Below are 23,344 nucleotides of genomic sequence, written 5' to 3' on the forward strand. Positions count from 1 at the left end.
ATGAAAAGAAATGTTTTAATCACAGGTACATCCACAGGTGTTGGATTGGAAGCTTCAATTCTCTTTGCTAAAAATGGCTTTAAGGTCTATGCTACAATGAGAAATCTCAAAAAAGCAGATGCTCTAAAAGACGCTATTGAAAAAGAACAATTGGATATCGAGATTCTACCTTTAGATGTCACCGACTTATCGTCTATTAAAAAGGCAGTAGATACTATTATAGCTAATGATGGGAAAATAGATGTCTTATTTAATAATGCAGGGGCCGGATTTGCAAAAACTACCGAACAAACATCTGAAGAAGAAATTCGATGGGTGACCGATGTAAATTACCACGGTGTAGTCTTCTGTACCAAAGAAGTGCTACCACATATGAGAAAACAGAATGGTGGACAAATTATTACGATCACTTCTGTGGGAGGCTTAGTGGGACAACCTTTCAATGAGTTCTACTGTGGAGCCAAGTTCGCTGTAGAAGGTTACATGGAAGCATTGGCGAACTATGTTTCAAAACCTTTCAATATTAAAATTACAAATGTTGAGCCTGGTGGCATTTCAACGGAATTTATGGCTTCAGCTGTTCAGAAAACTTCTTCCAATGGACAGTTTGCTATGGGTGAGTATCAAGGAATCTTTGAGAAGTACATGGCTGGCAGTCAGGAAAGAGCTAAAAGTAGCGAAATTCCAATTTATCAAACAGGTAAAGAAGTGGCTGAAGTAGTCCTTCAAGTCGCCCAAAATGAAAATCCTCCTTTAAGAATAAGAAGTTCCGAATGGGCCGAACGTTTTTGTCAGTTAAAAACACAAGCAGATCCCGACGGAACAAAACTTCGTGATATGATTGCGAATAGTTTCCTTTAGAAAAAAGAAATGCACTAAGAAAACTCTTAGTGCATTTACTACTTTCACCAATTCAATGTTACTTAATAATAATTTTATGTGTTTCCACGAATTGCTTATCCACATTTAATTTTAGGATATACATTCCGCTTGACAATTCTTTTAATGGCAACAATTCTGAATACAATCCTGCTTCTTGCTGATCGTATGTTTTTCTAAATATTGTCTGCCCATTGATATCGACCAATTCCATTTCCACACCTGTGTTTTCATCTACTTTATAAGCCACAACAGCTTTACCATCGGTTACTGGGTTTGGATAAACCACCGAGTGATCAAAAGTGCCGAAATCCAAGTGCATTGGCTGACCGTTTTTATCTGTACTGTTCATCACTGCAGACGGATCGTCGATGATTTCAACATAGATTAGGTAGGCGACAAAACCGTTCTCTTTACCGTCATCAGCGGCAAATACCAACTGCCCTACTCCTTCTTGGATTGGGTTGATATTAATAAAGGTTTGACCCAATGATAAATCGACAATATCTGGAGTGTAGTTACCCGCGTAAATCAATAGTTCATCATCGTCGGGATCGTTAAATAGATCGTCTGGACTGATCGTGATTGCTTGTACTGTATCCGCCAAATTCACTCTAATAATGGCATAATCCATGTTCAACATCGGAGATCTGTTTTTATGAGTCACCTCAATTAATGTCGTATCTACCGTGGTGTTCCCAAATTCATCAGTTACTGAGATTGGAAGATGATACAAGCCCTCACTTTCGTAATCAGCTATCACTTTTAAAGAAGCCGTCTGAGCTCCATCTTGTTGGAAATGATAAACGATATTTTGAATATCATTTGAATCCACTTGAATGCTCATCGCATCTCCTTCTGGATCTTCAAATAGATAATTGAAGGTATATTCTCCATCTTCGCTTACTCGAAGTGTATCTTGATAGCTATTTGGTGTATGTAAAAATTCTGGACGTCCATTTACATTCACTTTTAGCTTAACGATGTCTTTTTCTTTTGCAGCATCATTGGTCAACACAATAATTGAAGCTACATTTTCGCCCGGTTTTGCTCCCGAAGCATTCACTGTAGCTGTTACTTCAGATTGTCCACCTTGCAAAAGCACATTTTCTTTTTGATCCAATGACAACCAATTGTTTTCACCACTAGCCGTTAACGGACGAATCTTCCAAGCAAACTTCTCATAACCATGTGCTTGCCACCAATTATATTTTCCATCTACAGCTTCTCCGCCGTAAACTCCACTGTAACAATTGTCTAGAATTGCCCGATCCTCTGTACTGTTAAAGCCCATGTACTTAGGTGCAACTGGAAGTGCAACACCAATAAAGAAAGTCTCCCCTTCTGGGATATGGAAAGGTTGATCTAATTTGAAGTACATCCAATCTTCGTCGATTTTTTCTGTGATTTTGAATCTTTGATCCAATAACAACTGACCTTCTTGAGGTAAATCTCCACCTTGGTGAATCATAATACGCACATACTCATTGATACTCTGAATATAAGAATAGACTTTCACATGAGTCACATCAAAACCACCTGAAGGAGCGACAAATCGATTGGCAAATCCTAATTTTGCACCCACTACAAAAGGAGTGAATACACCATCTGCTTCTTCACTACGATCCAAGGCCAATGAATCGACTACCACTCCGTTTGTTCTTGTAATTTCGCCTATTTCCTCAATAGCTCCCGGAATAACCGTTGGGTCAATTTCTGGTAACACTGCTGGAATAATAGAATATTTCAGTTTCGATTCTCCATTGTTTTCAATAGAAAATTTATAGTCCAATGTGTCTGTACTTCTCATTGTGTACTCCTGATCGGTAGCATCCCAAACAAAAACAGGTGAGTCCACTAATTTTGCAGTGATATTTGATGACGCTTCACCTGTAGTATTAATAAAGTTCAGCTGTCCATTTACATCACTTTTTTCTGATACAGGTAAGACAAACTTAATATTCACCACTTCCCAAGGTTGAATCACAATTGGAGACAATAATGTCCCTGAACTGTTCATAATCATTTGATTACCGTCTTCATCAAAGAAGTTAGCAGCCTCTAAATTAGTTCTTGTTATTTTAGTGACCTCAAGATCATTATTCCCAATATTCATCAATTGGATCTCATCTGAAATACTTAAGTTTTCCTTGTATACTACCTCATCAAAGTCGACATCATTTAGTACAGATAATTCCGGTGATCCTGTTACGTTTACTTTTACAGGTACCTCAATCAATGGTTTGATATCGCTATTTGTACGTACTCTTAGCGTATCAAAATACGTCCCATTATAGTTATATCTCGATGTATTGACCGATAGTACATAATTGTCTTTTGCATTTGCACTTGCTTTATGATGTACAGGAGGAACGATAGCAATCGAAGAACGATTTGTAAGGTACGATTGATTCACAATAAGTACACTTTCGTCTTCTAAAGTGTATTTCTCATCTGGACTTTCTAAACCATATTTTAGCAATCCGCCCCATGTATCCAGCTTTTTGTAGTGGAAATAAATACGACCGTCTTTCACGATTTCCAAACCAAAACTTAATATACCTGGACTAGATGTAGCGTCTTTACCTATAAAGTTGTTCCACTGTACCAACATACGGTCGTCTGTTACTTTATAGTAGATACTATCTGTTCCCGAATACTTTAAGTAAGACCAGAAAGGAGCAAGAATACCACTCACACCATCCTCTTTTTCAAAACGTTGGTAAAGGAAATCTTCTTCCATTGGAAGCACTGAAGCCATACCGTGAATAGATACCCAAATACTATCGTATTCACCACCATAGAAAGGAAAATCAAATGGTAAACCGATGGCCATAGGCTTATTATCTTCTACAGGAAGTACGTTTTCACCTTTGATATTCTCCCAACGATAGAAGTTATTTTCTTCGTTGCTCGTATGCCAAGTATATCCGTAATCGTCTTTCATAAAACCGAAAGTGGTGCTATCGAACACATCATTTATCGACTCATTTCGAAGTGAAGTAAACAAACCTTCTTGAATGACATATTCGAAGTCGACTCCATTACTTTCATTCTGAATATAGACATCTACATTTTCTACCTCTCCGATAGTGGCATCTACTACTATTTCTGATGGGAAGTTATGCGAATAGTCAGCATCAAAAATACCTTCTCCGATAATGGTTGATCGAGTGATATTTCCATCACTAAAAGTAACAGTAGCCACTGCTTCCTCCTTACTATTTGATGTTGGCGTATAGATTATTGGCAATGGGAAATTCGATTGTCCTTTGATTTCAGTCCCAATCAACTCATTATCAAAAGAGAACACATCGTTGTTGATAGCTATAGAAGAAATCGTTACAGCTGCTGATCCAGTATTTTCTATATGAATAAAATTCTTTTCGAATAAACCGATTTTTACATCAGCAAAAAGAACAGAATCGACTGCACTCATTTCAGGCTCACCGTGTACATTTACTGTAAATGGAACGGTTGTCAATCCTTCAACTGTATTTGATGAAACCACAATAGAGTTTTGGTATGTCCCGTTAATTTGCTGGTTGAATTCGGGGTCTAAAGTCACCTTTAAATCGACACTATTTCCCGGAGCAACAACTCCTTTGTAAGGTTCCACATCAAATACCATGTTGATATCTTGAGATGGCTCAAAAGCGACCGTTGTACCGTTTTTCAACAACAAAGCATCGTCGTCGAAATCTTTGTACATCAATGTATCTTCAGTGGTAAAACCAAGCGTGTAAACTCTATATCTTGTTTCAGGATCGATGTTTTCAACATTCACATAGTTGTATTCGATCAATCCATTTCTGTAGAATACAATCTGATACTCCAATTCCGCATTTCTAATATTGAATTTAGAATTCTCATAGATAATGTGATTGGTCTTCATTGAAACCACAAACTTGTCACCATAGGCATGGTATTTCATCTCGATGGCACGTTGGAAACCGTCTTCGAAATCGATCGGACTACAAGCTATATAATTGTACAGAAAAATACGTGCATTATACGTGATATCGAACTTGCTTAACTTCTCATTGAAGAAAGGAAATTCCATACCGAAGTCATATGTTGCAAAGGTTACTTCAGGATCGATATCTTTACCAATTTGTTGAAGTTCATCCCAAAGCTTACCATCAAAAGGTGCGGATTTAATGGAATAACTTAACGCTTCTGGCAATACACCACCTTTTAAAGCTAACTGACTATAAGGCGTTAAATCGTATTCCAAATCGGCTTGTGAACCGGTATTTTCTAACGTTAATGTCACCTCTTTTGTGGTGCCATAATCAATATCTATATCCGTATCTTCCAATGTTACATTTAGTGTTGGTGGTACGACACTCATTACTGTTAATGGAACATTGATTTTTCCTGCATCCGTATCTAGAATTAATGTTTTTCTATGGATTCCATCAGATGATATGGTGAAAGGAAAACTGAATTCTTGAGTTGATTTTGCTTCTACAGTGATTGGATCTTCTAACGTCACCGCCTGTCCATCGATCTCATATCCGTTAATCAGCAAATCGCCCAATCCTGTATTCTCTAAGATTATTTGATGTTCCTTTTCGACATTCGTAAAACATTCTAGTTCGTACTGTTTCTCTAAATCAATAGCAGCAGAATGTCCGGTGACATTAACCTCCACCTCAATATTTACAATAGGTTTATGGATGTCGTTGGTTAAGATACCCAAAGAAGCCAAGTGTTTACCATTGGTTAAAGATTGTGCGTCTACAGTGGCAGTTACGGAAGAAGTTTCCCCCGATTCAATTTTACCTGAAGTTGGATCGATAAATACGAAAGAACCGTTGCTACCTGTACTCAATACTCTTAGTAAAGGGATCGTACTTCTAGCAGAAAGTACCAACGACGATTCGTAAGTTCTACCATTGTCTCTAGAAACTATAAAGTTATCGACTTCTGAAGGAATAAATCCAAACTGTAATAATAGTGGTCTTTCGATTTCTTTAGGAAAATGAATGACTGCCCAAAATGTCTCGTTTTCATCAAAAAATTGCGGTTGATAAAGAGGCATTCTGTAGTATTTCATCACATCCACCGTATCAGGATAATACTCTTGAGTGTAGACTACTTCAGACTCCAACAAGTTTCTATATCCGCCTTTTCTGATTTCGATAAAGAACGGTTTATCACTTACCGTTGGAATCATCCCTAATTCAATATGCGTTAAATTGAATTCATAATCGTAAGGAATATGGAAACGTGTTGCGAAAATTAGACCTGCATTTGGATTACCAGAACCTGCAATGATACTTGGACCTTCGTACAATTCATACGACATACCCGATACGTATTCTGTGACATCATTTTTCCAATGCTCGTTCGAATGAAGCACCGCTTCTGACACTTCCGTCACTTCCATAGAAGTCGGGATTTCCATTGTACGACCAGCAGAATTAAGATTTACTTCATTATTGAAATTCAATGGCATGCTTAACACCTCATTCACTTCTTCTTGAGCAACTGAAGCCGTTTGTGTTTCTATACCATATTCTTCATGATAATTGTGCTCGTTGGTCACCATCGCTGCCCAATACACTGCTCCATCTCCGATATTAGAAAACTCTAGTGGAGCCTCTACAGTAGTTTGATCTTCTACATCAATAAACACAGAAATCTGATTTGTATTCGACATGAAATGAGGTTCATCTACCGTCGTCAGCTTCAGAATATTTGATATTTCCGAGAGATTTGAAAACTGATCGACAGATTTCACCGCGAACCAATAATCTGATTTCTTCAATAACTGATTGAAACGCACTCTGAACGTATCTCCCTCAGCCATATTATTTTCGATTCCAAAAATTAACTGATTATTGAAATTCTCCTCTGTAATTTCTTCTGTCGAAAATGCTAAATAGAACACGCCAGGACCGTTACTATCTTCGTCTTCAGGAACTGTCCATTCTAAAGTTACTTCATTATGAAGAATTTCAGCTGCCGTTAAATCATCAATTGCGTTGGGTGGAATACGGTTGTCGTCTACCAAAGCATTGGCCGCATTCAATACTCCTCGACCAAACTTGTCGTTGTGTTGGAAAGTGAAAGGAACCACTGAATTCAATAAAATTCTTTTTAGATCATCCGCAGTAAAATCATCACCACCAAATTTAGAAATCACCAATGCAGCCACACCACTTACATGTGGACAAGCCATTGATGTTCCTTCCATATAGCCGTAGTTGTTATTGGTTAGGGTACTCAAAATACCTCCTTCTTGATCGAAATTAAGCATATCTCCACCGGGAGCAGCAATATCGATCCAATCGCCTGAAGTGGTGTAATACGACGGTAAACCTGATGGACCTAAGGCAGAAACTGCCACTACTTCATCAAATGCTCCGGGATATTTATTTTGCATTTCAGTACCTGTGTTACCTGCTGCAAAGAATAAAATACCACCTTTCATGGGGCTACCTTCATACTGACCTGCTTCGGCTACAAAATATCTAATTGCCTCTAAAACTTCTGGCTCGTAGTAATTGTCTACGTTATATCCCCAAGAGTTCTGAGAAATAACAGCTCCGTTATCGGCTCCGTATACAATCGCTTCGGCAAAGTTATTTCCGTTTCTTTCGCGGTAATCAAACACCTGACAAGACATTAGCTTTACACCATTGCCCGATCCATCGCCACCAGCAACACCAGCTACACCTACTCCATTGTTATTTACGGCACCCACTGTACCCGCTACGTGAGTACCGTGGTCGCCTGGAGTTATTGGTCCGGGAACAATAAAGTTGTAACCGTATACGTCATCAACATAACCATTTCCATCGCTATCTTCACCGGGTGTACCATTCATTTCGGCTTCGTTCACCCACATGTTGCCCACTAAATCTTCGTGGTAAGGATCCACGCCTTGGTCAACAATAGCGACAATAATATTGGAGCTTCCAGATGTTACTTCCCAACCTTCTTCCAAGTTGATATCCATATGGTATTCACCACCAATTTGTCTGTGGTTAATATAGTGCCATTGATCAGTCAACAAAGGGTCATCAAACTTGAATTCCTCTTCTTGAGTGTTTGTTGCTTTAAAAGCATTTTGCTTAAAAAGTACAGGTTGAGAACCATTGTCGATATTCACTTTAGTGTATACCGGTTTCACGATATCCACTTCCGATAAACCTTTGTAATTCTCTATCATTACATAAGGATCGATGAGTGTATCAAAATCTATTTCATACCACAAGTGAAGCCCATATTCTCTATGTTTCGCTTCATGTTTGGTAGAAAAAGGGAATACTCTTCTAATAGAATAAATTCCTGCTTGTTGGTTCACATCATCCACATGTGCAATACCTACTTGGTTACCAGAAGATGATAAACGCAAATTCGATGAGGTATTGATGGCATCTTTGGTAAATTTCACTCTGATTTTACCACTTACGATATCGTCCCCCGAAGGCTGATTTTGTTGTCCAAAAGTACTGAAAGCAAAGCCAATACTTAAGAACAGTAATATCAATAATTTCTTCATTTTCTTAATTTTAGCTTCTATTGTTTTTCACGTACAAAACGAACGGTTAAGGCATTGTAATACGTATTCATTACCGCAAAACCGACATTATCGATACTTGTATTCATAAGGAAAACATACCCCATACCTGTATTCTGATTGATATCGGAAGTCATGATTAACGTCTCTCTATCTTGTGCTTTGAAAATGTGCCTGAATGCTGGATCTGATGGATCGCTAAAAGATAAATATCCTGGGTGATTGATCTCCAAGCCAGATGCTCCACCTTCTCTTAAGGCTTCTTTTGCATACAATTCACCCCCATACAATCTGATAATATCATCTAGTTCGATAGACGTAGGAAGTCTCCACCCTTCGGGTGGGTTATTCAGCATAGAAGTGATAAAATAATGTCGCCCGTAGTACTTTCTCTCGTCTTCATCATCTAGTGCATGACCGTCTTCGATGATTGCTCTATAAGCATATCCATAGTACCATGACATGTTCCCTGGATCTTCCGCATAATTGTAATTATCGGCCATCCATTCCAGACCGTTAATCTCTACGAAACGGTATTCTTGGTTATCTCGAGCGTCTACCCAAACACCCCATTTTCCTCTAAAACGAAGCTTCACGGTATCAGTGGAAACGGTATTATTTACTTCTACTTTCCAAGCCAATTCGTATTCTGTATCAGGATCGCCTTTAAACAATGAATGAGGTAAATCTTTGTTGTAGATTTGAGCGTTTTCATCACTTAATAGGGTCCAACTACCCACACCTCCTGCTGGTAAAAAGGCTTCTAAAGTGAAGAATTTTTGGTCTTTATCATTTAGATCAGTAATAATATCTAACTGATCATCACCCGCAAATGCTCTTAACTCATCAGTAACAAAAGCTAATTCTTCAGAGACTATTTGATTACCGAAGGTCATGGTCCATTGCACTCTGTAGGCGTTGTTTTTCAGACCGACAAATGCAGCAGTACTATCATTGACCATAGTGATCTGACCACCATTACCCTCGACAATTTCCCATGTACCGGTAGTACCAAATTTGGGTGCTTCTGCTGTTAAGTAGGTTGAGATATTATTGAATAAAGTGTCTTGAGGAATGACAGTTAAGATCGTTGGTTCCAGCGCTTTGTAAGATACCGTAATCACGTCCGTTTGGTACTGATCACCTTCTCTCACTTCCCAGATTAACTGATACGTCACCCCAGGTTCTCCATAAAATTTGGTATTGGGTGAGTGTGCATCTTCGAAAACTCCGTTCTCTCCGATGTACACTTTCCATGTTCCAATTTGTCCTGTCTTTACCGCTTGAGCATTTAATTCTATCATATAGTTTTCTGTTTCTATATCGATAAAACTTGGCCCTGCATCGGCATTTATTTTTATCAATTCGGCATCCTTTTTACACCCAAAGCCAAGCAAGAGTGTAAAAAGAAAACCGATTGTTCTTATCGTGATTTTACTCATACGAAGTTTATTTAATCAATTGGTTGTTTGATGTTAGTAACCCTCATTCTGATCTGCCTCCGAGATATTACTGTTGGCATCAATTTCTGATTGAGGAATTGGGAAAGTCATTCTATAATAATCCGGATCATTTGATGTAAAATTGAATTTCACCCAATGGTTACCCTCCCTTACAAATGGCAACTGACGTCTTTTGATATCGTTCCATCTAAAGCCTTCTCCGAATAACTCTTTTCTTCTCTCCAATAGGATTTCATCAATGAGTTCCTGACCTGTATTTGTGCTTTTTCTAACGCCAGGATACGATCGAGATTGAATTAAATACAAAGCATCTTGTGCTTTTGAGTAGTTCCCTAATTCTGCTTCACACTCGGCTTCTATCAAATGCATTTCTGAGGCACGAATGACAATTCTTTCAGCATTACCCACTACAGCATTGTGACCGAACTTTAAGATCAAATGTCTGTTTTCATCAATTTCTGGCTCCATCAAAAAGAAACCTGCTCTCGCATCATCGTTAGAGAACTTTTCTACAAACTTATCGTTTGCTCTCATCGAACTATAACCTGCTACAGGCCAATAGAAAGAGGGTAAACTTAGGTAAATGTTGTTATCTTCTTGAGTGTAAGCAATAGCATAAATAGTCTCTGAGTTTCTAAACATAAACCCAGCATACATATCGTTAATCGACATTAAATCTAGGTCTTTATGTGCCATTTGTGCATAATCTCTAGCCATCTCCCATTCACCAATATCTAAATAGGTTCTCGCCAATAATGCATAGGCACCTCGCTTAGAAAAGAATCCTTGGTCGAACTCATCCTGATCCAAATCCGTCAATAACTCCAACGATTTTAATAAATCAGAAGCAATAAATTCATATGTATTTTGAACCGTAGATCTTCCTAAGTCTTCTTCGTCAATCCCTAAAATTCTATCCGCTTCCATGATCGATAAAGCATTAGGATTTCGTTTGTAAGCCTGAGAATACATTTGCACCAATTTTAAGTGAACATAGGCTCTCAATGCGCGGGCCTGTCCTTCCAATTCGTTCATCTCTTCTTGTGAGGCACCTGGAATAGATTGTGCATTTTCTACGATTTTATTTACATCGTAAGCCAATTTATAACCCGACCACCAAGGTGCATCTACATATGTATATGTAGGGAGCACATTCATTTGATATACCTGAGTGAACCAGTTCCAGTTATCGACAGAATTGATCATCAAATCCTCTCCCATAATATCTGACATAATGGGATTGTAAAGTCCTCCGAAATTTGGAGAACTTAATTGATCATAAGCACCGATCAACGCTGCTCTAGCATTATTATAGTTGGTAAAAACCTCATTTTCCTCGATGGCATCAGTTGGTTTCAATTCTAAGAAATCTTTAGAGCAAGAAAATAAAACCGTAAGTGATAAAAAGGTGATGAAGCTATTTTTTATAGTTGATATCATTATTCCTATTCCTTAAAAATCTAAATTGAAACCTGTAGAGATGACTTTTACACCTGGGATATTACTTCCAGTAACACCATTAATACTCATCTCTGGATCGAATCCTTTATAGTTGGTGAATGTCAATAAGTTTTCTCCCGATACGAATGCTCTTACTCCACTTAATTTTGCTTTTTCACAAAGACGTTTTGGTAATCTGTAAGCTAAAGTGATATTCTTTAAACGCACATAAGATCCATCTTCTAAGAATCTAGATGACATTTCGTTTCCTCTATCCGTGTTATTGGCAACATATCTAGGCACGTTGGTATAAATGTTATCTGGAGTCCAAGCATCCAAGGCATCAGCGGCTAAATTATATCCGGTATGCACGCCGTCGTGCATGTTTACAGCGTAATCGTGGTTGTAGACTTTGTTTCCGTAATTGAAAGAAACAAACATACTTAGCTCTAAATTTTTGTAGCCTAATGTATAATTCAGTCCACCAAATAGTGATGGTAATGCTGTACCTAAACGAACTCTTTCAGCATCGTTATACTCACTTGTTACCATTTTACCAGAACCGTGTGGATCGTTAAATGCTGAACTTGGCATCACTTCTCCTTGCTCTCCAGAATGATTTACATACCACATCGGACGTCCATTTTCTGGGTTCACCCCTGCCCACTCTCTCAAATAGAATTGGTACATGCTTCCTCCCTCTTCAATAACTTTAGTTCCACTGATAATTCTATCCGTAGTTAAAGTCTTGATGGTATTCTCGTTCGTAGATAAGTTAAAACCAATAGTACTGTAGAATTTAGGACCTGTAACAATATCATATGATACAGCGACTTCCACACCTTTGTTGTCCATTGCACCAAGGTTGGTTAGAATAGAACCAAAACCTTTTGATGCTGATAATGGCTGATTGAACAATAAGCCATCTGAGTGACGAATGTAGTATTCTGCAGACAACGACATTTTGTTGAATAATCTCGATTCAAATCCTGCATTGAAGCTTGTGATTTTTTCCCACTGTAAGTCCTCATTGGCTCTAGATACTGGTGTCAGACCTGCATAACCTCCATAATTGGCTCCACTTCCATACAAACCAAGTGATTGATAATTACCAATAGAGTTATTGCCTGAAGTACCATAACTTGCTCTTAACTTCAAGTGGTTTATCCAAGTAATATCTTGCATGAAGGCCTCATTATTGATTCTCCATCCACCACCTAACGAATAGAACATTCCGTATTTATTATTTTTACCGAACCTTGAACTACCATCTGTACGAATACTACCACTGAAGTAATACTTATCATTAATATCAACTTTAGCTTGTCCTAGATAAGACACCAACGTCCATTCCGAAGTGAAACTTCCAGGCTGAGAGGGTTTCGATCCCCAAACCAAATCGTAATAGCCATCCACAGAAAAATCGGTTACTCCACTCGACAGCGTAGAGATACTTTGTCCTGCTGCTTCTTGACCAGCTAAGATTTCAAAAGAGAAATCCTTTCTGTAATAATTATAAATAAATAGGTTAGAGATATTCCAAGCCATATTATCGGTCTGAGACATGCTACTTCTACCATTTACACCAGCACCATTACCATGTTCCGGGTTGTAGTAGTTTAAGCCTTTGTTGATGGAATTATCTACTCCAAGAGTCGTTTTAAATGCAAAATTCTTAGTGAAATCAACATTTAGATAGGCATTCAAAAGTCCTCTTTTGGTCTCATACAAATATTTGTCTTTCTCGGCTAACCCGATTGGGTTGAAGTCAAATACAGCATTATTGTCCCAATTATATGTACCATCGGAATTATATACCGGAGAGGCAGCATTGATAATTTCTACAGATCTCACTGGATTGGCTCCACCCGAACCACTTGGAGGTGCGTTTGTTTTTGAGTAAGACAACATAGAGTTTACTCCAGCCGTTAGGAAGTCATTGATCTTATGAGAAACATTTACCTTACTTGTGTATCGGGTAAAGTTTGAACTAAGAATTGTTCCGGTATCATCATAATAACCTAAAGAAAAGAATACTTTAGTTAAATCATTTCCTCCAGTAATATTTAAATTATGGTTATTAATCAAACCATTTTTATAAAGCTCATCTCTCCAATTGGTGTTGGTATGAAGATGTGTTCCTTCTATCACTTTTCCATTTTGATCTAAAGGACTTTCCGAACTGAAAGGATTGAAACCTACAATACCTTCTACACTGTTATGTGCAAATTGACGTGCTTCTTCAACAGTCATATTATCCAATAAACCTTGATTGTATAACCCCATCCAGCTATGCTCATAGATCTGAGACGAGTTCATCAATTGATAACCATCAGAAACACGACTAGACACCCCAAACTGAGAGTTTAATGAGATTTTGGTTTCACCCGTTTTCCCTTGATTGGTCGTGATAATAATTACACCGTTTGCAGCTCGAGAACCATACAAAGAGGCTGCTGCTGCATCTTTTAATACAGTGATGCTTGCAATATCATTTGGGTTAATATCAGAGATGGAACCCGTCATAGGTACACCATCTAAAACATAAAGTGGAGAACTACTCGCCGTTAATGAACCGATTCCACGAATTCTCACCGTAGAAGTTGCACCCGGCTGACCTGAACTACTCGATACCATTAAACCAGGAGTTGTTCCCTGTAATGCTTTATCGAAAGAGGTTACAGCTCTGTTTTTTAGCACTTCATCATCTACGACTTCAGCTGAACCCGTAAAAGCTTCTTTGGTCGAAGTACCATAAGCAACCACCATTACTTCTTCTAGGTGCTGCATGTCCTGTTTTAACTTCACATTAATCACAGAACGGTTATTTACTTTTTCATAGACATCGGCCATACCAATAAAAGTATACACCAAAGTAGATGAATCGGAAGGCACATTTATTTTGTAATTCCCTTCCATGTCGGTCACAGTAATGATATCTGTACCTTGAATTTGAATGTTTACGATAGGAAGTTCAGCTCCTTCTTCGTCGACAACTTTACCTTTCACAATTCTATTCTGACCAAACAAGGCAGAAATTGTGATAAGCTGAAGCAGAAAGAATACGAATAGATTCTTCATGAATTATGATTTGAATTGGTAGTTATAAATGATGGAATAGATAACTGGTTACTTTTATTAGGTTTAAATTGAGGTAGCCCAACAACTCATCGATACAAAGAGAATCACTCTTACTTCTCGATGAATATCAAGAGTTAAAAGGCTACCTTTTCATAGGTAAAAATAGGTGTCAGTTATTCACATACAGATAGAAGTTCATCGATGGCAGCATCACGATCATCTACTTCTCCATAGTAACCCCACTCATTTAGATCTCTAATAGATGCCTTTACACTTGCGTTATAAGGATTATCAAAATCTCCATTCTTAATTTTGTTCAATATCATAGATAAAGAACAGAAAGAAACTGTTGATTCCTTAGGCATATCTAAAGTGAAGTAGGTATAGTTAGGGTATTTAGGAGTTAATGTTTCTAATACATTAAATGCATTTAGTTCAGTCACTTCTCCAATATATAATGATACATTAGTTGCTTCAGTAATGGCAGAAAAACCTTCTAGTTTAATCACACTAGAAATACCAATTCCACCACTTTCTTCTGATGGATTATTTACTGTTAACGAGATTTCACCACCTTCAGTAAGTTTAGAGAAACCATTAAACCAGCTCACTTTTTCTGAAATAAATATTCTTGTTTTTGTTACTTGATATTGAGAAATTCTGTTTTCAGCAACTAGCAATTCATTAAATACATCCATAACGCTTAATGTTCCGTTATTAATAAAGCTAATGTTCTCACCAGAGTAATTGATCATATTGTTAAATGACTCAATTGCAGTAATATTTGAGTTTCCTTCTACATTAATATCTCCTAAAACCGTAGTTAATTTCTCGAAAGATGGGAATACTGAGAACCCTGTTGAAGCTACTGAGGAACCTCCGCCAATACCAATTCCACCTGCTGGAGCATTGTTTCCAATATTCAATTTACCGTTCACTGTAGTCAATTCATCTAAAGAAAGATTGACTAACTCGGAATTCCAAATCACTTCAAGTTCACCCAATGTAGTTCCCTCAACAGTAATGTCAGTAAACTTAGTTTTTTCCAAACTCAATTTACCGCCCACATTTCCAATATTAACGGCTCCAGTGCCTCCGAAACGAATCGTTAGGTTACCTTCAACATCAAGACCATTGATTTTTACTGTAGTTAATGCACCATAGTTATTGTAATCAGGATCTTCTGCCCAGTAACTATCAATCACTAATGATTGAGCATATGAAATCGACTCGAATGACACCGTTTCTAATAAAATGTTATTTACGATTTCAACGCCTTCTGCTACAAACGCTAGCTTATTAGCAACCAATGAAGTGTGTTCTCCATTATCTCTATCGTATAAACGCCCAGCAATTGTGAAAAGGTTATCGAAAGTTACTCCTCCTTTTACTTCAGAAAGCACCACGTCTCCACCAATAGTTTCTAGTGCTAACAATTGAGCATCCATCACTTCAGAAATCTGTAAGTTTCCTCCAATCACTCGAAGTGTCGATAACGCTTCTACTTGCTCAGCAGAAGTTACAAGAACATTACCTGTTACAATAGATGCTCCTTGTGCTTTATAAGAAGCATAATTTTCAGCAGTTAATAAGTCTCCATAATAAATAGAATTATTCCCTCCTTCAACTTCTTCTTTGATTGAATCTAAACTATCAGCAATTTCACCATATTGTTCAGATAACTTTTCGTTCTCTGCAATTAGGTCAGCCATAGCATCGTCCATTTCTTGAAGCTTCACTAATAAAGCTTGTTGATGTGCCTCTTGTAAAGCAGCCAATTCCTGATCTAAGCTATCCAAATTTTGGTTTAGCTCGTCTACTTTTCCATTTAAGTCATCTAACTGACTTTGGATATCTTGGTCGTCGATCTGACAACTCACTACACAGCAAGAAAGTGCAAGTGATAATAGTATAAGTTTGTTACGAAACATGATTAAAAAGTTTAAATAAATAGATTACGAGTGGTTACATAAATAGTATTGACCGTAAAGATTCTCGAAATAAACCTATCCGCCTAACTTGTATTATATCAAGTCGTACCAATACATTCAATGATACATTTTCCACGAGTGACACACCTAACCGGCATTCAGTGGCACACATTAAGTGACTAATAATTTGCTATTTATAAATTTCACACTTTTCTTATCGAAGAAATAAATCATTTAATGATAATTGTGTTTTAATAAGGAATCGATTTTAAATATTAGGTATTTCTAACATTGTGAATTATGTTTTCTTAAGCACATCTTATAAATTTGTCAGTTGAAGTTTTACTACTAGTTTCGATTATTAAACTTCCAAACAAACCACTAAGATTAAAACCAATATCATCTCATCGCTAGTGTAGTTTCGATTTTAATTTACACTATTATAGAAGGTTTTAATGCGTTGTGTAAACATTACATTCTGCATAATTAACTACCATGATTTTAGACAGTATTTTTCATTTTTCATTATTAGTAGGGGTAATTTTATCATTTTTACTCTCTATGTATATTTATTTTGTCCCACCAAAAAGTCCTTCTAATATTACATTAGGAAGTCTTATTTTAGTTTGGACAACAACAGTTTTTATTTACGTTTTTAAGTCGGATGAATTCTTTATTAATCATCCTCACTTGTATTCGTTAATAGATCCAGTGGTCTTACTTTTCTTTCCTTTGATGTATCTTTATATCAAGTTCTTTTTTATACCGACATCAAAAATTAGCTACAAGATAAGTTTCCACTTTTTACCGATTTTGATCTATTTGATTGTATTCTCTCCCTTTTTAATATTATCATCAGATCAAAAATTAGATCATCTTATCAATGGTTTGCCCGAGTGGTTTTTGTCCTATAGTTTAGTATTTGATTTAATCATTATTATTCAAGGAATTATCTATTCACTTAAATCTTTCAAAATACTTTATCAGTTTAATGACTATTCATCTATTACCAAAGAATTACAATTATCTGTTCGCTTCATGAAGTTTTTCATGTTCAGCAATATCTTATTATGGGCAGTGGGTACAGCGGGTGTGGTCTTACAGATATTAGAAGTAAAAGTAACGGTCAACTTTTTCCACTTCTTTTATTTTGGATTAACCTTTTTAATGATGACCATTGGTTTTTGTGCTTTCAAATGGCCTAGATTATTCTTGCAGCTTGAGACAGAAAATATAAATAAAGAAGCACCTTCTAAGGAACTTCTATTTGATGAAACACCCATAATATCTTCAATTAATGATCACTCAAGTACTGATAGTCAAGTGCTTTTGGGTATTATTGAAACGAAAAAGCCTTATTTAAAAAACGACCTCAAAATGCAGGATTTGGTCGAAATCTCAGACTTTTCTTATAAAAAGATTTCCCAAATGCTGAATAACGATCTAAATACATCCTTCTATGAATTGATGAATGATTTTAGATTAAAAGAGGTCATGCGATTAATTGATGAGGGAAAACATATTCAATATACCTTACCTCATATTGGCGAACAAGCTGGGTTTAACTCTAAAACCACCTTTAATAGAACTTTCAAACAAAAAATTGGACAGACCCCTTCGGAATATATCAAAACGCTAGAAAAAGTTACATCTATAGATAAATAGGATTATTCTACTTATATAAGTGATTATTCTATAGTAATGCATACAACTTCATCAATTCAATGATAATCACTTGTTTAGACAAGACTAAAGGAATAACTTATATAGTATATACTACATTACTCTGATGTTCGACTATCAAATTAAAGATTGATAACCCGTACACATAACTAATTTTAGACTGATAGCTTTTTCTTAACGGTAATGCTACATAAATATAGAAAGCCAATATACATGAGTTCGCTTGCCATGATTATCATTTTCATGGTTGACCTTTACATCCCATTAGGCGTTGCTGTGGGTGTAATGTATGTGTGTTGTATTGCCTTATTACTGAGAGAGAAAAAAGACGTCACCCTTAAATTATCATTATTAGCCACATTTCTCACTAGTATTATTCCGGTTTTAACTTTTGATGAAAGAACCACTTGGATGGCTTTTGTGAATAGAGGAATCTCCATTTTATCGATTTGGATCCTTTATATTATTGCTGTTCAACACAAAAAACTAAATGATGAAAAAGCATCATACATCAAAAAATTAGAGCAAAACAATAAAGAACAAGAGCAATTTATATACATCACAAGCCACGATCTACAAGAACCATTAAACACTATATCTAGCTTTACTAGTATTTTAAAAGATAAATACTCCTCTGTTTTAGACGAGACAGGTAAAAAATGTGTGAATTATATTCATCTTTCTAGTCAACGAATGAGCACACTTATCAAAGATTTATTAGAATACGGACGTATTGGTCGACGATTAATACTTGAAGAAGTAGACTGTAATTTATTAGTAAAAGAAGTATTGGAAGATCTACATCAAAAGATTGAAGCTAATAATGCTTCTATACTTATTAACGATTTACCTATGGTGAATGTCATCAAAAATGAATTTGGTTTATTATTCCAAAACCTTATTTCCAATGCTATTAAATTTGGTCCAATAGACGATCATCCAATTATAGAAATCAATGCAGTAAGAAAGCAAAACAGTTGGGTTTTCAGTGTTAAAGACAATGGTATTGGTATTGATCAACAACATCATAATAAAATATTCATCATCTTTCAACGATTACATAGTTCCCATGAATATAAAGGAACAGGTATAGGTTTGGCTCATTGTAAAAAAATAGTTGATCTTCACCATGGGAAAATTTGGGTAGAATCAACTCTTGGTAAAGGGACAACTTTTTATTTTGAAATACCTATTAGTCAATCCTAAAAAAAGTGCTGCATCTATTTTAGAAATAGACACAACACTCATTTTAACTAAGGTATAAAATCTAACCACTTTTCTTTAAACAAATCGGGTCGAGGAACAAACTTGAATTTATCGTTATCCTCTTCGTATTGCTTATAGATGGGTTTATTCGGTTGAATATCAAATTCTTGATAGATACGAGGTTTCTTTACTACCAATTCAGATTTTTCGTACATCGGATTCTTTTGCCATTCCATCTCGTTATCCTGATTCAGTAAAGGATAATAAGCCAATCCTTTGTGGGCTCTAACATCATCATAATCAAAACCATAGTCCCTATCGCACCATGCACCAAATGTTAAAGGATTTTCGGGGTTTGCAGATATTGTTGCATGTGCCCAAAATGGAGGAACGATAATCACATCTCCAGACTCGCCTATAACGGCATAACATCTACCCGGATGGTCTTTGGCATATTCTTGCATGTAAATAATGGCTTTTCCGCTCCAAATCTCATACACTTCTGGTGTGGACCAATCGTTCGCATAAGCCGATGTTTTATGAATATGTCCTTGACTACGAATTGGTTCTTGCCCCAAACGACCTTTAGCGTAAGTCACTAAACCAAACAATAAATGTTGCTCGTTTAGTTGTTGCTGATGTTGTTTTTTCCCCACATCCATTGCAATAGAATATACTTTTTCTGGTCCATCGCAATTGGGTTCTAAGAGGCTTTTTCTTATAGCATCTAACGTACGTACTTCTACCTCTGGCCCGAAGCAACCTTCTCCATATTCAAAATTGAAGGATTCATAGTTGGCAAAAATATTAATGCCTTGATCGAAGAGTTTTTCCATGATGTTTACTATTAAGATCTCACATATGCTTTAAGTGTCGCACACTCTTTGCCTTCGCTTGGTCCACATGGACGGATAGTATATTCTGAAATGTTTGCCGGTATTACAGCTACTTCAGCATAGTTGACCACAAAAGGTTCAAACACCTCTATAGGTGATTCTACCACTACTTGATCCCCTTCTACCAAACAGAAAACTTCCACACCAAAAGGTGTTTTATGATGTACTTCTTTTGTAAACCAATGACGACGTGTTTCTATAAATTCTCTTTCATGGAGGCCTGTTCTTTCTTCTCTCCAACCGTCTCCTTGCGCTACCTCTTGCACTGCATTAACCAAGTTGTTTTTGGTCCATTCAGTTGTTCTATCCCATTTCATCACGTTCTCACCATGCTTTAAATTGATCGGTCTTGGCTTACCATCTAAACCAACACGTCCCCAATCCCAAAGCTTAAAAGTGAAAATATATGGAGTCGCACTAATTTCTAGCACCATAGAATCTTTACCCGAACAGTGAATTGTTCCTGCAGGTATCAAAACATGATCGTGTTTTTTCACAGGCCACACCTCCACATGTTTATCGGCATCAAACTCTTCCAAACCTTGTTGTGCTCGGTTCAAATCCTTAATACATTCTTCTGGATTTACGCCTTCTTTAAAACCTAAATACACAATAGCATCCTTCTTGGCATCCATCATGTAGTAGCTTTCGTCTTGGGTATAATGCAAGCCAAATTTCTCCTGAATGTACTCTGTTAAAGGATGCACTTGTAAGGACAAGTTTCCTCCATCCATTGTATCCAAGAAGTCAAAACGTATTGGGAACTCATCACCAAATCTTGCGTGAACAGCATCGCCCATTAATTCTACTGGGTGTTTGAATACTACATTAATGGAAGGTAATTCTACCAACTCCCCATCCACTTCAAGTAATAAACTATTTTCCTCTGGTACACAGTTAAAACACCAAGCGTAGTTTTGTGCCGATGGATCTAGATTACACTTTTCTTTCATCCACTGACCACCCCATGGACCTGGATCAAAAAATGGTACTACAGAGAACGGTTGATTGACGGTTTGTGCATACCCTTTTAAAGCAGCCTCTCCAGAAATCATTTTAGGACTGCCTTTTAAGTTGGTATCCAATACCAAGTCGATTTTATCAAACAGCTTTTTCTTAAAACGGTCGCATACTCTCCAATCCACAAAGAAGCCTTGCTTGTAAAGCAGCATCCAATCTTCAGTATCACGATTACTAACCCCAAGGTTGTCCACTTCATGACGTCTCATTCTTTGTTGGATTTCCCAACGTGCTATATCCGCATACACCAATGTTTCATCACCGGTATATAATTGCGCTGCTCCAGGTCCAATAATCAACACCGAATTAGATTCTTTCGCCACTGCCTTTTTCGCTTCTTCCACTTTGGCTGCATCAAAGTAATCTTCGATATTTATTCGAGTGAGGTAACCAAAAATTCTATCGTCAGTTACATCAGGATAAACCATTGATGAAATGTTCTCTTCCGATTTCATCAATTGCTTTGTGTAAATGAGACGTTCAGCATTCAAACCTTTTTGTAATTCATCGATCAGTTCTTCGATATGAACTCCCTGATAGGTTTCGACAATAATTACCTTCTGATTTTTCTTGCTGTTGGCTACTTCTAAGATTTGAGAAGAGATGTTTTCCCAACCTTTCGCACAAGAGTAATTCCCTTTTACCTTTACTCTTGGCTGATTATTAAACGCTGTCATTGACTTGTTGATTAATTTTTTCGTTCACTAAATAGTTGATACCCCACAGGGCTATATTTTCAGTATCAATAGATGCTTTTACTTCTACACGATGATTGGCAGTCCAAGCATATTTATCTACCCACTCTTGCATGAAAGGCAAAATGATATCTTTGGAATTCATGATGCCACCACTTACAATTACCCTATCTGGATCGTAGGCGTGAATCATGTTGACAATTCCTGCAGACCAAACTTTCATGATGTTCTCCACTACATTTTTAGCCACTTGATTTCCCTCTCGGGTTAAATCAAATAATCTTTTGAAATCGATCGTTGATTCTTGTTTGAGCAGTTCTTTTCCTCCTGGGGTTTCTTCAATTAAAGATGGTAATCTCCAAGACGCCGATTGAGATTCTACACAGCCAATATTTCCACAGTTACATTGGCTTCCGTTAATATCAACCGTAAAATGTCCGCCTAAACAACCCGCTTGATAATGCTTTCCATGCAATAGTTTTCCATTGATCATGGCTGCCCCACCGATACCTGTTCCCAAAGTCATCATCACAATATCATCAGTTCCTCTTCCTTCACCCTGTTGCCACTCTCCTACAAGAGCTGTTCTTGCATCGTTTTCCATCACAATAGGCAACTGATAAGTGGTGTTCGCCCAACCGTTGAAATCGAATTGAATCGCCTCCTCATGTTTGGCATTAATGGCTAAGACCCTGTTATTATCCACATCAACAATACCGGGCATACATAAACCAATACCACCAATACTATCGATCTGAGTTTTGGTTTTTTCTAAAAGTTGATCAATCAATTCTTCTAGTACTAAGACTACTTTTAAAAAGGATTGATCCGACATAGAGGGAGCTGAACATGAATACAATAGTTGATCGTTTTCAATAATCCCTGCCTTAATATTGGTTCCTCCGAGATCTATACAGATGTTTCTCATACCATCTCCTTTTTATTTTGCACTAACTGAGGTTTTCCATCCACTTCCATCAATCTTGCTCCAAAACCGTCTTTTTCAATAGTGGCGTAATCGTGTCCAGCCTCTGATGGCCAACATGCATTGAAAACTAGCTTCTCATCTCCGGTGTTGGCTACTCTATGTGCAATTTTTCCAGGGATGTAATGCACAGATCCTGGAGTCATTTCTTCTAACCAAGTTTTGCCTTCTTCATCCATTAGAATCAAAGCACCCTTCCCTTGAATACACCAGTAATATTCTGCCGTATCTAACTTTGTATGAAAATGGCCTCGAGTCATGAAATATTCGTTGTTGACTTTCCCTGGAAAAATGGTAGAATTCCCAAAATACAACCCACCTTCTTTGCCTTCCTCTACAGGCATGTAAGCTTGCACCTCATAAATTAATTGGTCTTGGTCCATCGATTTTCGAGTAGCTTCGTCTTGGAACACATTTTCCAATTGACTTAATTTTTTTTGAGCAGTGATGACTCCCTCACCTGCTAATTTTCCTGATGTAATTTCTAATTGTATAGTTGGCATAAGTAATTGATGTTAGATTAAACATGTT

12 protein-coding genes are annotated in these 23,344 nt (G+C 37.1%); 3 read left to right on the forward strand and 9 right to left on the reverse strand.

All coding sequences use genetic code 11. The features are described 5' to 3' along the window. Complete coding sequence (locus tag KMW28_RS20630) at positions 1-861, forward strand: SDR family oxidoreductase (protein WP_169662468.1); 861 nt, start codon at positions 1-3, stop codon at positions 859-861. A gap of 58 nt (positions 862-919) precedes the next feature. Here the strand turns inward: KMW28_RS20630 and KMW28_RS20635 are convergent, their stop codons facing one another. The 5 genes from KMW28_RS20635 to KMW28_RS20655 all read right to left on the reverse strand — a co-directional run bounded on the left by KMW28_RS20635 (position 920) and on the right by KMW28_RS20655 (position 16,328). Further along, positions 920-8,395, reverse strand: coding sequence for a S8 family serine peptidase (locus tag KMW28_RS20635; protein WP_169662467.1), 7,476 nt, complete (start codon positions 8,393-8,395; stop codon positions 920-922). Between the two features lie 17 nt (positions 8,396-8,412). Continuing rightward, a complete protein-coding gene (locus KMW28_RS20640) occupies positions 8,413-9,855 on the reverse strand; it encodes an FISUMP domain-containing protein (protein ID WP_169662466.1) in 1,443 nt (480 codons plus the stop codon). Between the two features lie 33 nt (positions 9,856-9,888). Continuing rightward, positions 9,889-11,316, reverse strand: a complete 1,428-nt coding sequence (locus KMW28_RS20645; RefSeq protein ID WP_169662465.1) for a RagB/SusD family nutrient uptake outer membrane protein — start codon at positions 11,314-11,316, stop codon at positions 9,889-9,891. 12 nt (positions 11,317-11,328) lie between these two features. Beyond that, positions 11,329-14,397 carry a SusC/RagA family TonB-linked outer membrane protein gene (locus tag KMW28_RS20650; protein ID WP_169662464.1) on the reverse strand — a complete coding sequence of 1,023 codons (3,069 nt, stop codon included), beginning with the start codon at positions 14,395-14,397 and terminating at the stop codon, positions 11,329-11,331. A gap of 173 nt (positions 14,398-14,570) precedes the next feature. After that, positions 14,571-16,328, reverse strand: coding sequence for a coiled-coil domain-containing protein (locus KMW28_RS20655; RefSeq protein ID WP_169662463.1), 1,758 nt, complete (start codon positions 16,326-16,328; stop codon positions 14,571-14,573). 561 nt (positions 16,329-16,889) lie between these two features. Between KMW28_RS20655 and KMW28_RS20660 the strand changes: the two genes are divergently transcribed. Beyond that, positions 16,890-17,993, forward strand: a complete 1,104-nt coding sequence (locus KMW28_RS20660) for a helix-turn-helix transcriptional regulator (RefSeq protein WP_169662462.1) — start codon at positions 16,890-16,892, stop codon at positions 17,991-17,993. A 231-nt stretch (positions 17,994-18,224) separates the two neighbouring features. Continuing rightward, complete coding sequence (locus KMW28_RS20665; protein ID WP_169662461.1) at positions 18,225-19,217, forward strand: sensor histidine kinase; 993 nt, start codon at positions 18,225-18,227, stop codon at positions 19,215-19,217. Positions 19,218-19,264: 47 nt separating this feature from the next. Here KMW28_RS20665 and KMW28_RS20670 read toward each other — a convergent pair whose 3' ends face one another. The 4 genes from KMW28_RS20670 to KMW28_RS20685 are packed head-to-tail and all read right to left on the reverse strand — an operon-like array spanning position 19,265 to position 23,316. Then, the gene (locus KMW28_RS20670) at positions 19,265-20,053 is read right to left on the reverse strand and encodes a glucose-6-phosphate isomerase family protein (protein WP_169662460.1); all 789 of its coding nucleotides are present in this window, start codon (positions 20,051-20,053) and stop codon (positions 19,265-19,267) included. 11 nt (positions 20,054-20,064) lie between these two features. Then, positions 20,065-21,810: a class I mannose-6-phosphate isomerase gene (locus KMW28_RS20675; RefSeq protein ID WP_169662459.1), complete on the reverse strand. Its 1,746-nt coding sequence runs from the start codon at positions 21,808-21,810 to the stop codon at positions 20,065-20,067. After that, positions 21,797-22,756, reverse strand: a complete 960-nt coding sequence (locus KMW28_RS20680) for an ROK family protein (RefSeq protein WP_169662458.1) — start codon at positions 22,754-22,756, stop codon at positions 21,797-21,799. The genes KMW28_RS20675 and KMW28_RS20680 overlap by 14 nt, the downstream gene beginning before the upstream one ends. Further along, positions 22,753-23,316: a glucose-6-phosphate isomerase family protein gene (locus KMW28_RS20685; RefSeq protein WP_169662457.1), complete on the reverse strand. Its 564-nt coding sequence runs from the start codon at positions 23,314-23,316 to the stop codon at positions 22,753-22,755. The genes KMW28_RS20680 and KMW28_RS20685 overlap by 4 nt, the downstream gene beginning before the upstream one ends. Positions 23,317-23,344 lie beyond the last annotated feature (28 nt).

Source organism: Flammeovirga yaeyamensis (assembly GCF_018736045.1).
Lineage (GTDB): Bacteria > Bacteroidota > Bacteroidia > Cytophagales > Flammeovirgaceae > Flammeovirga > Flammeovirga yaeyamensis.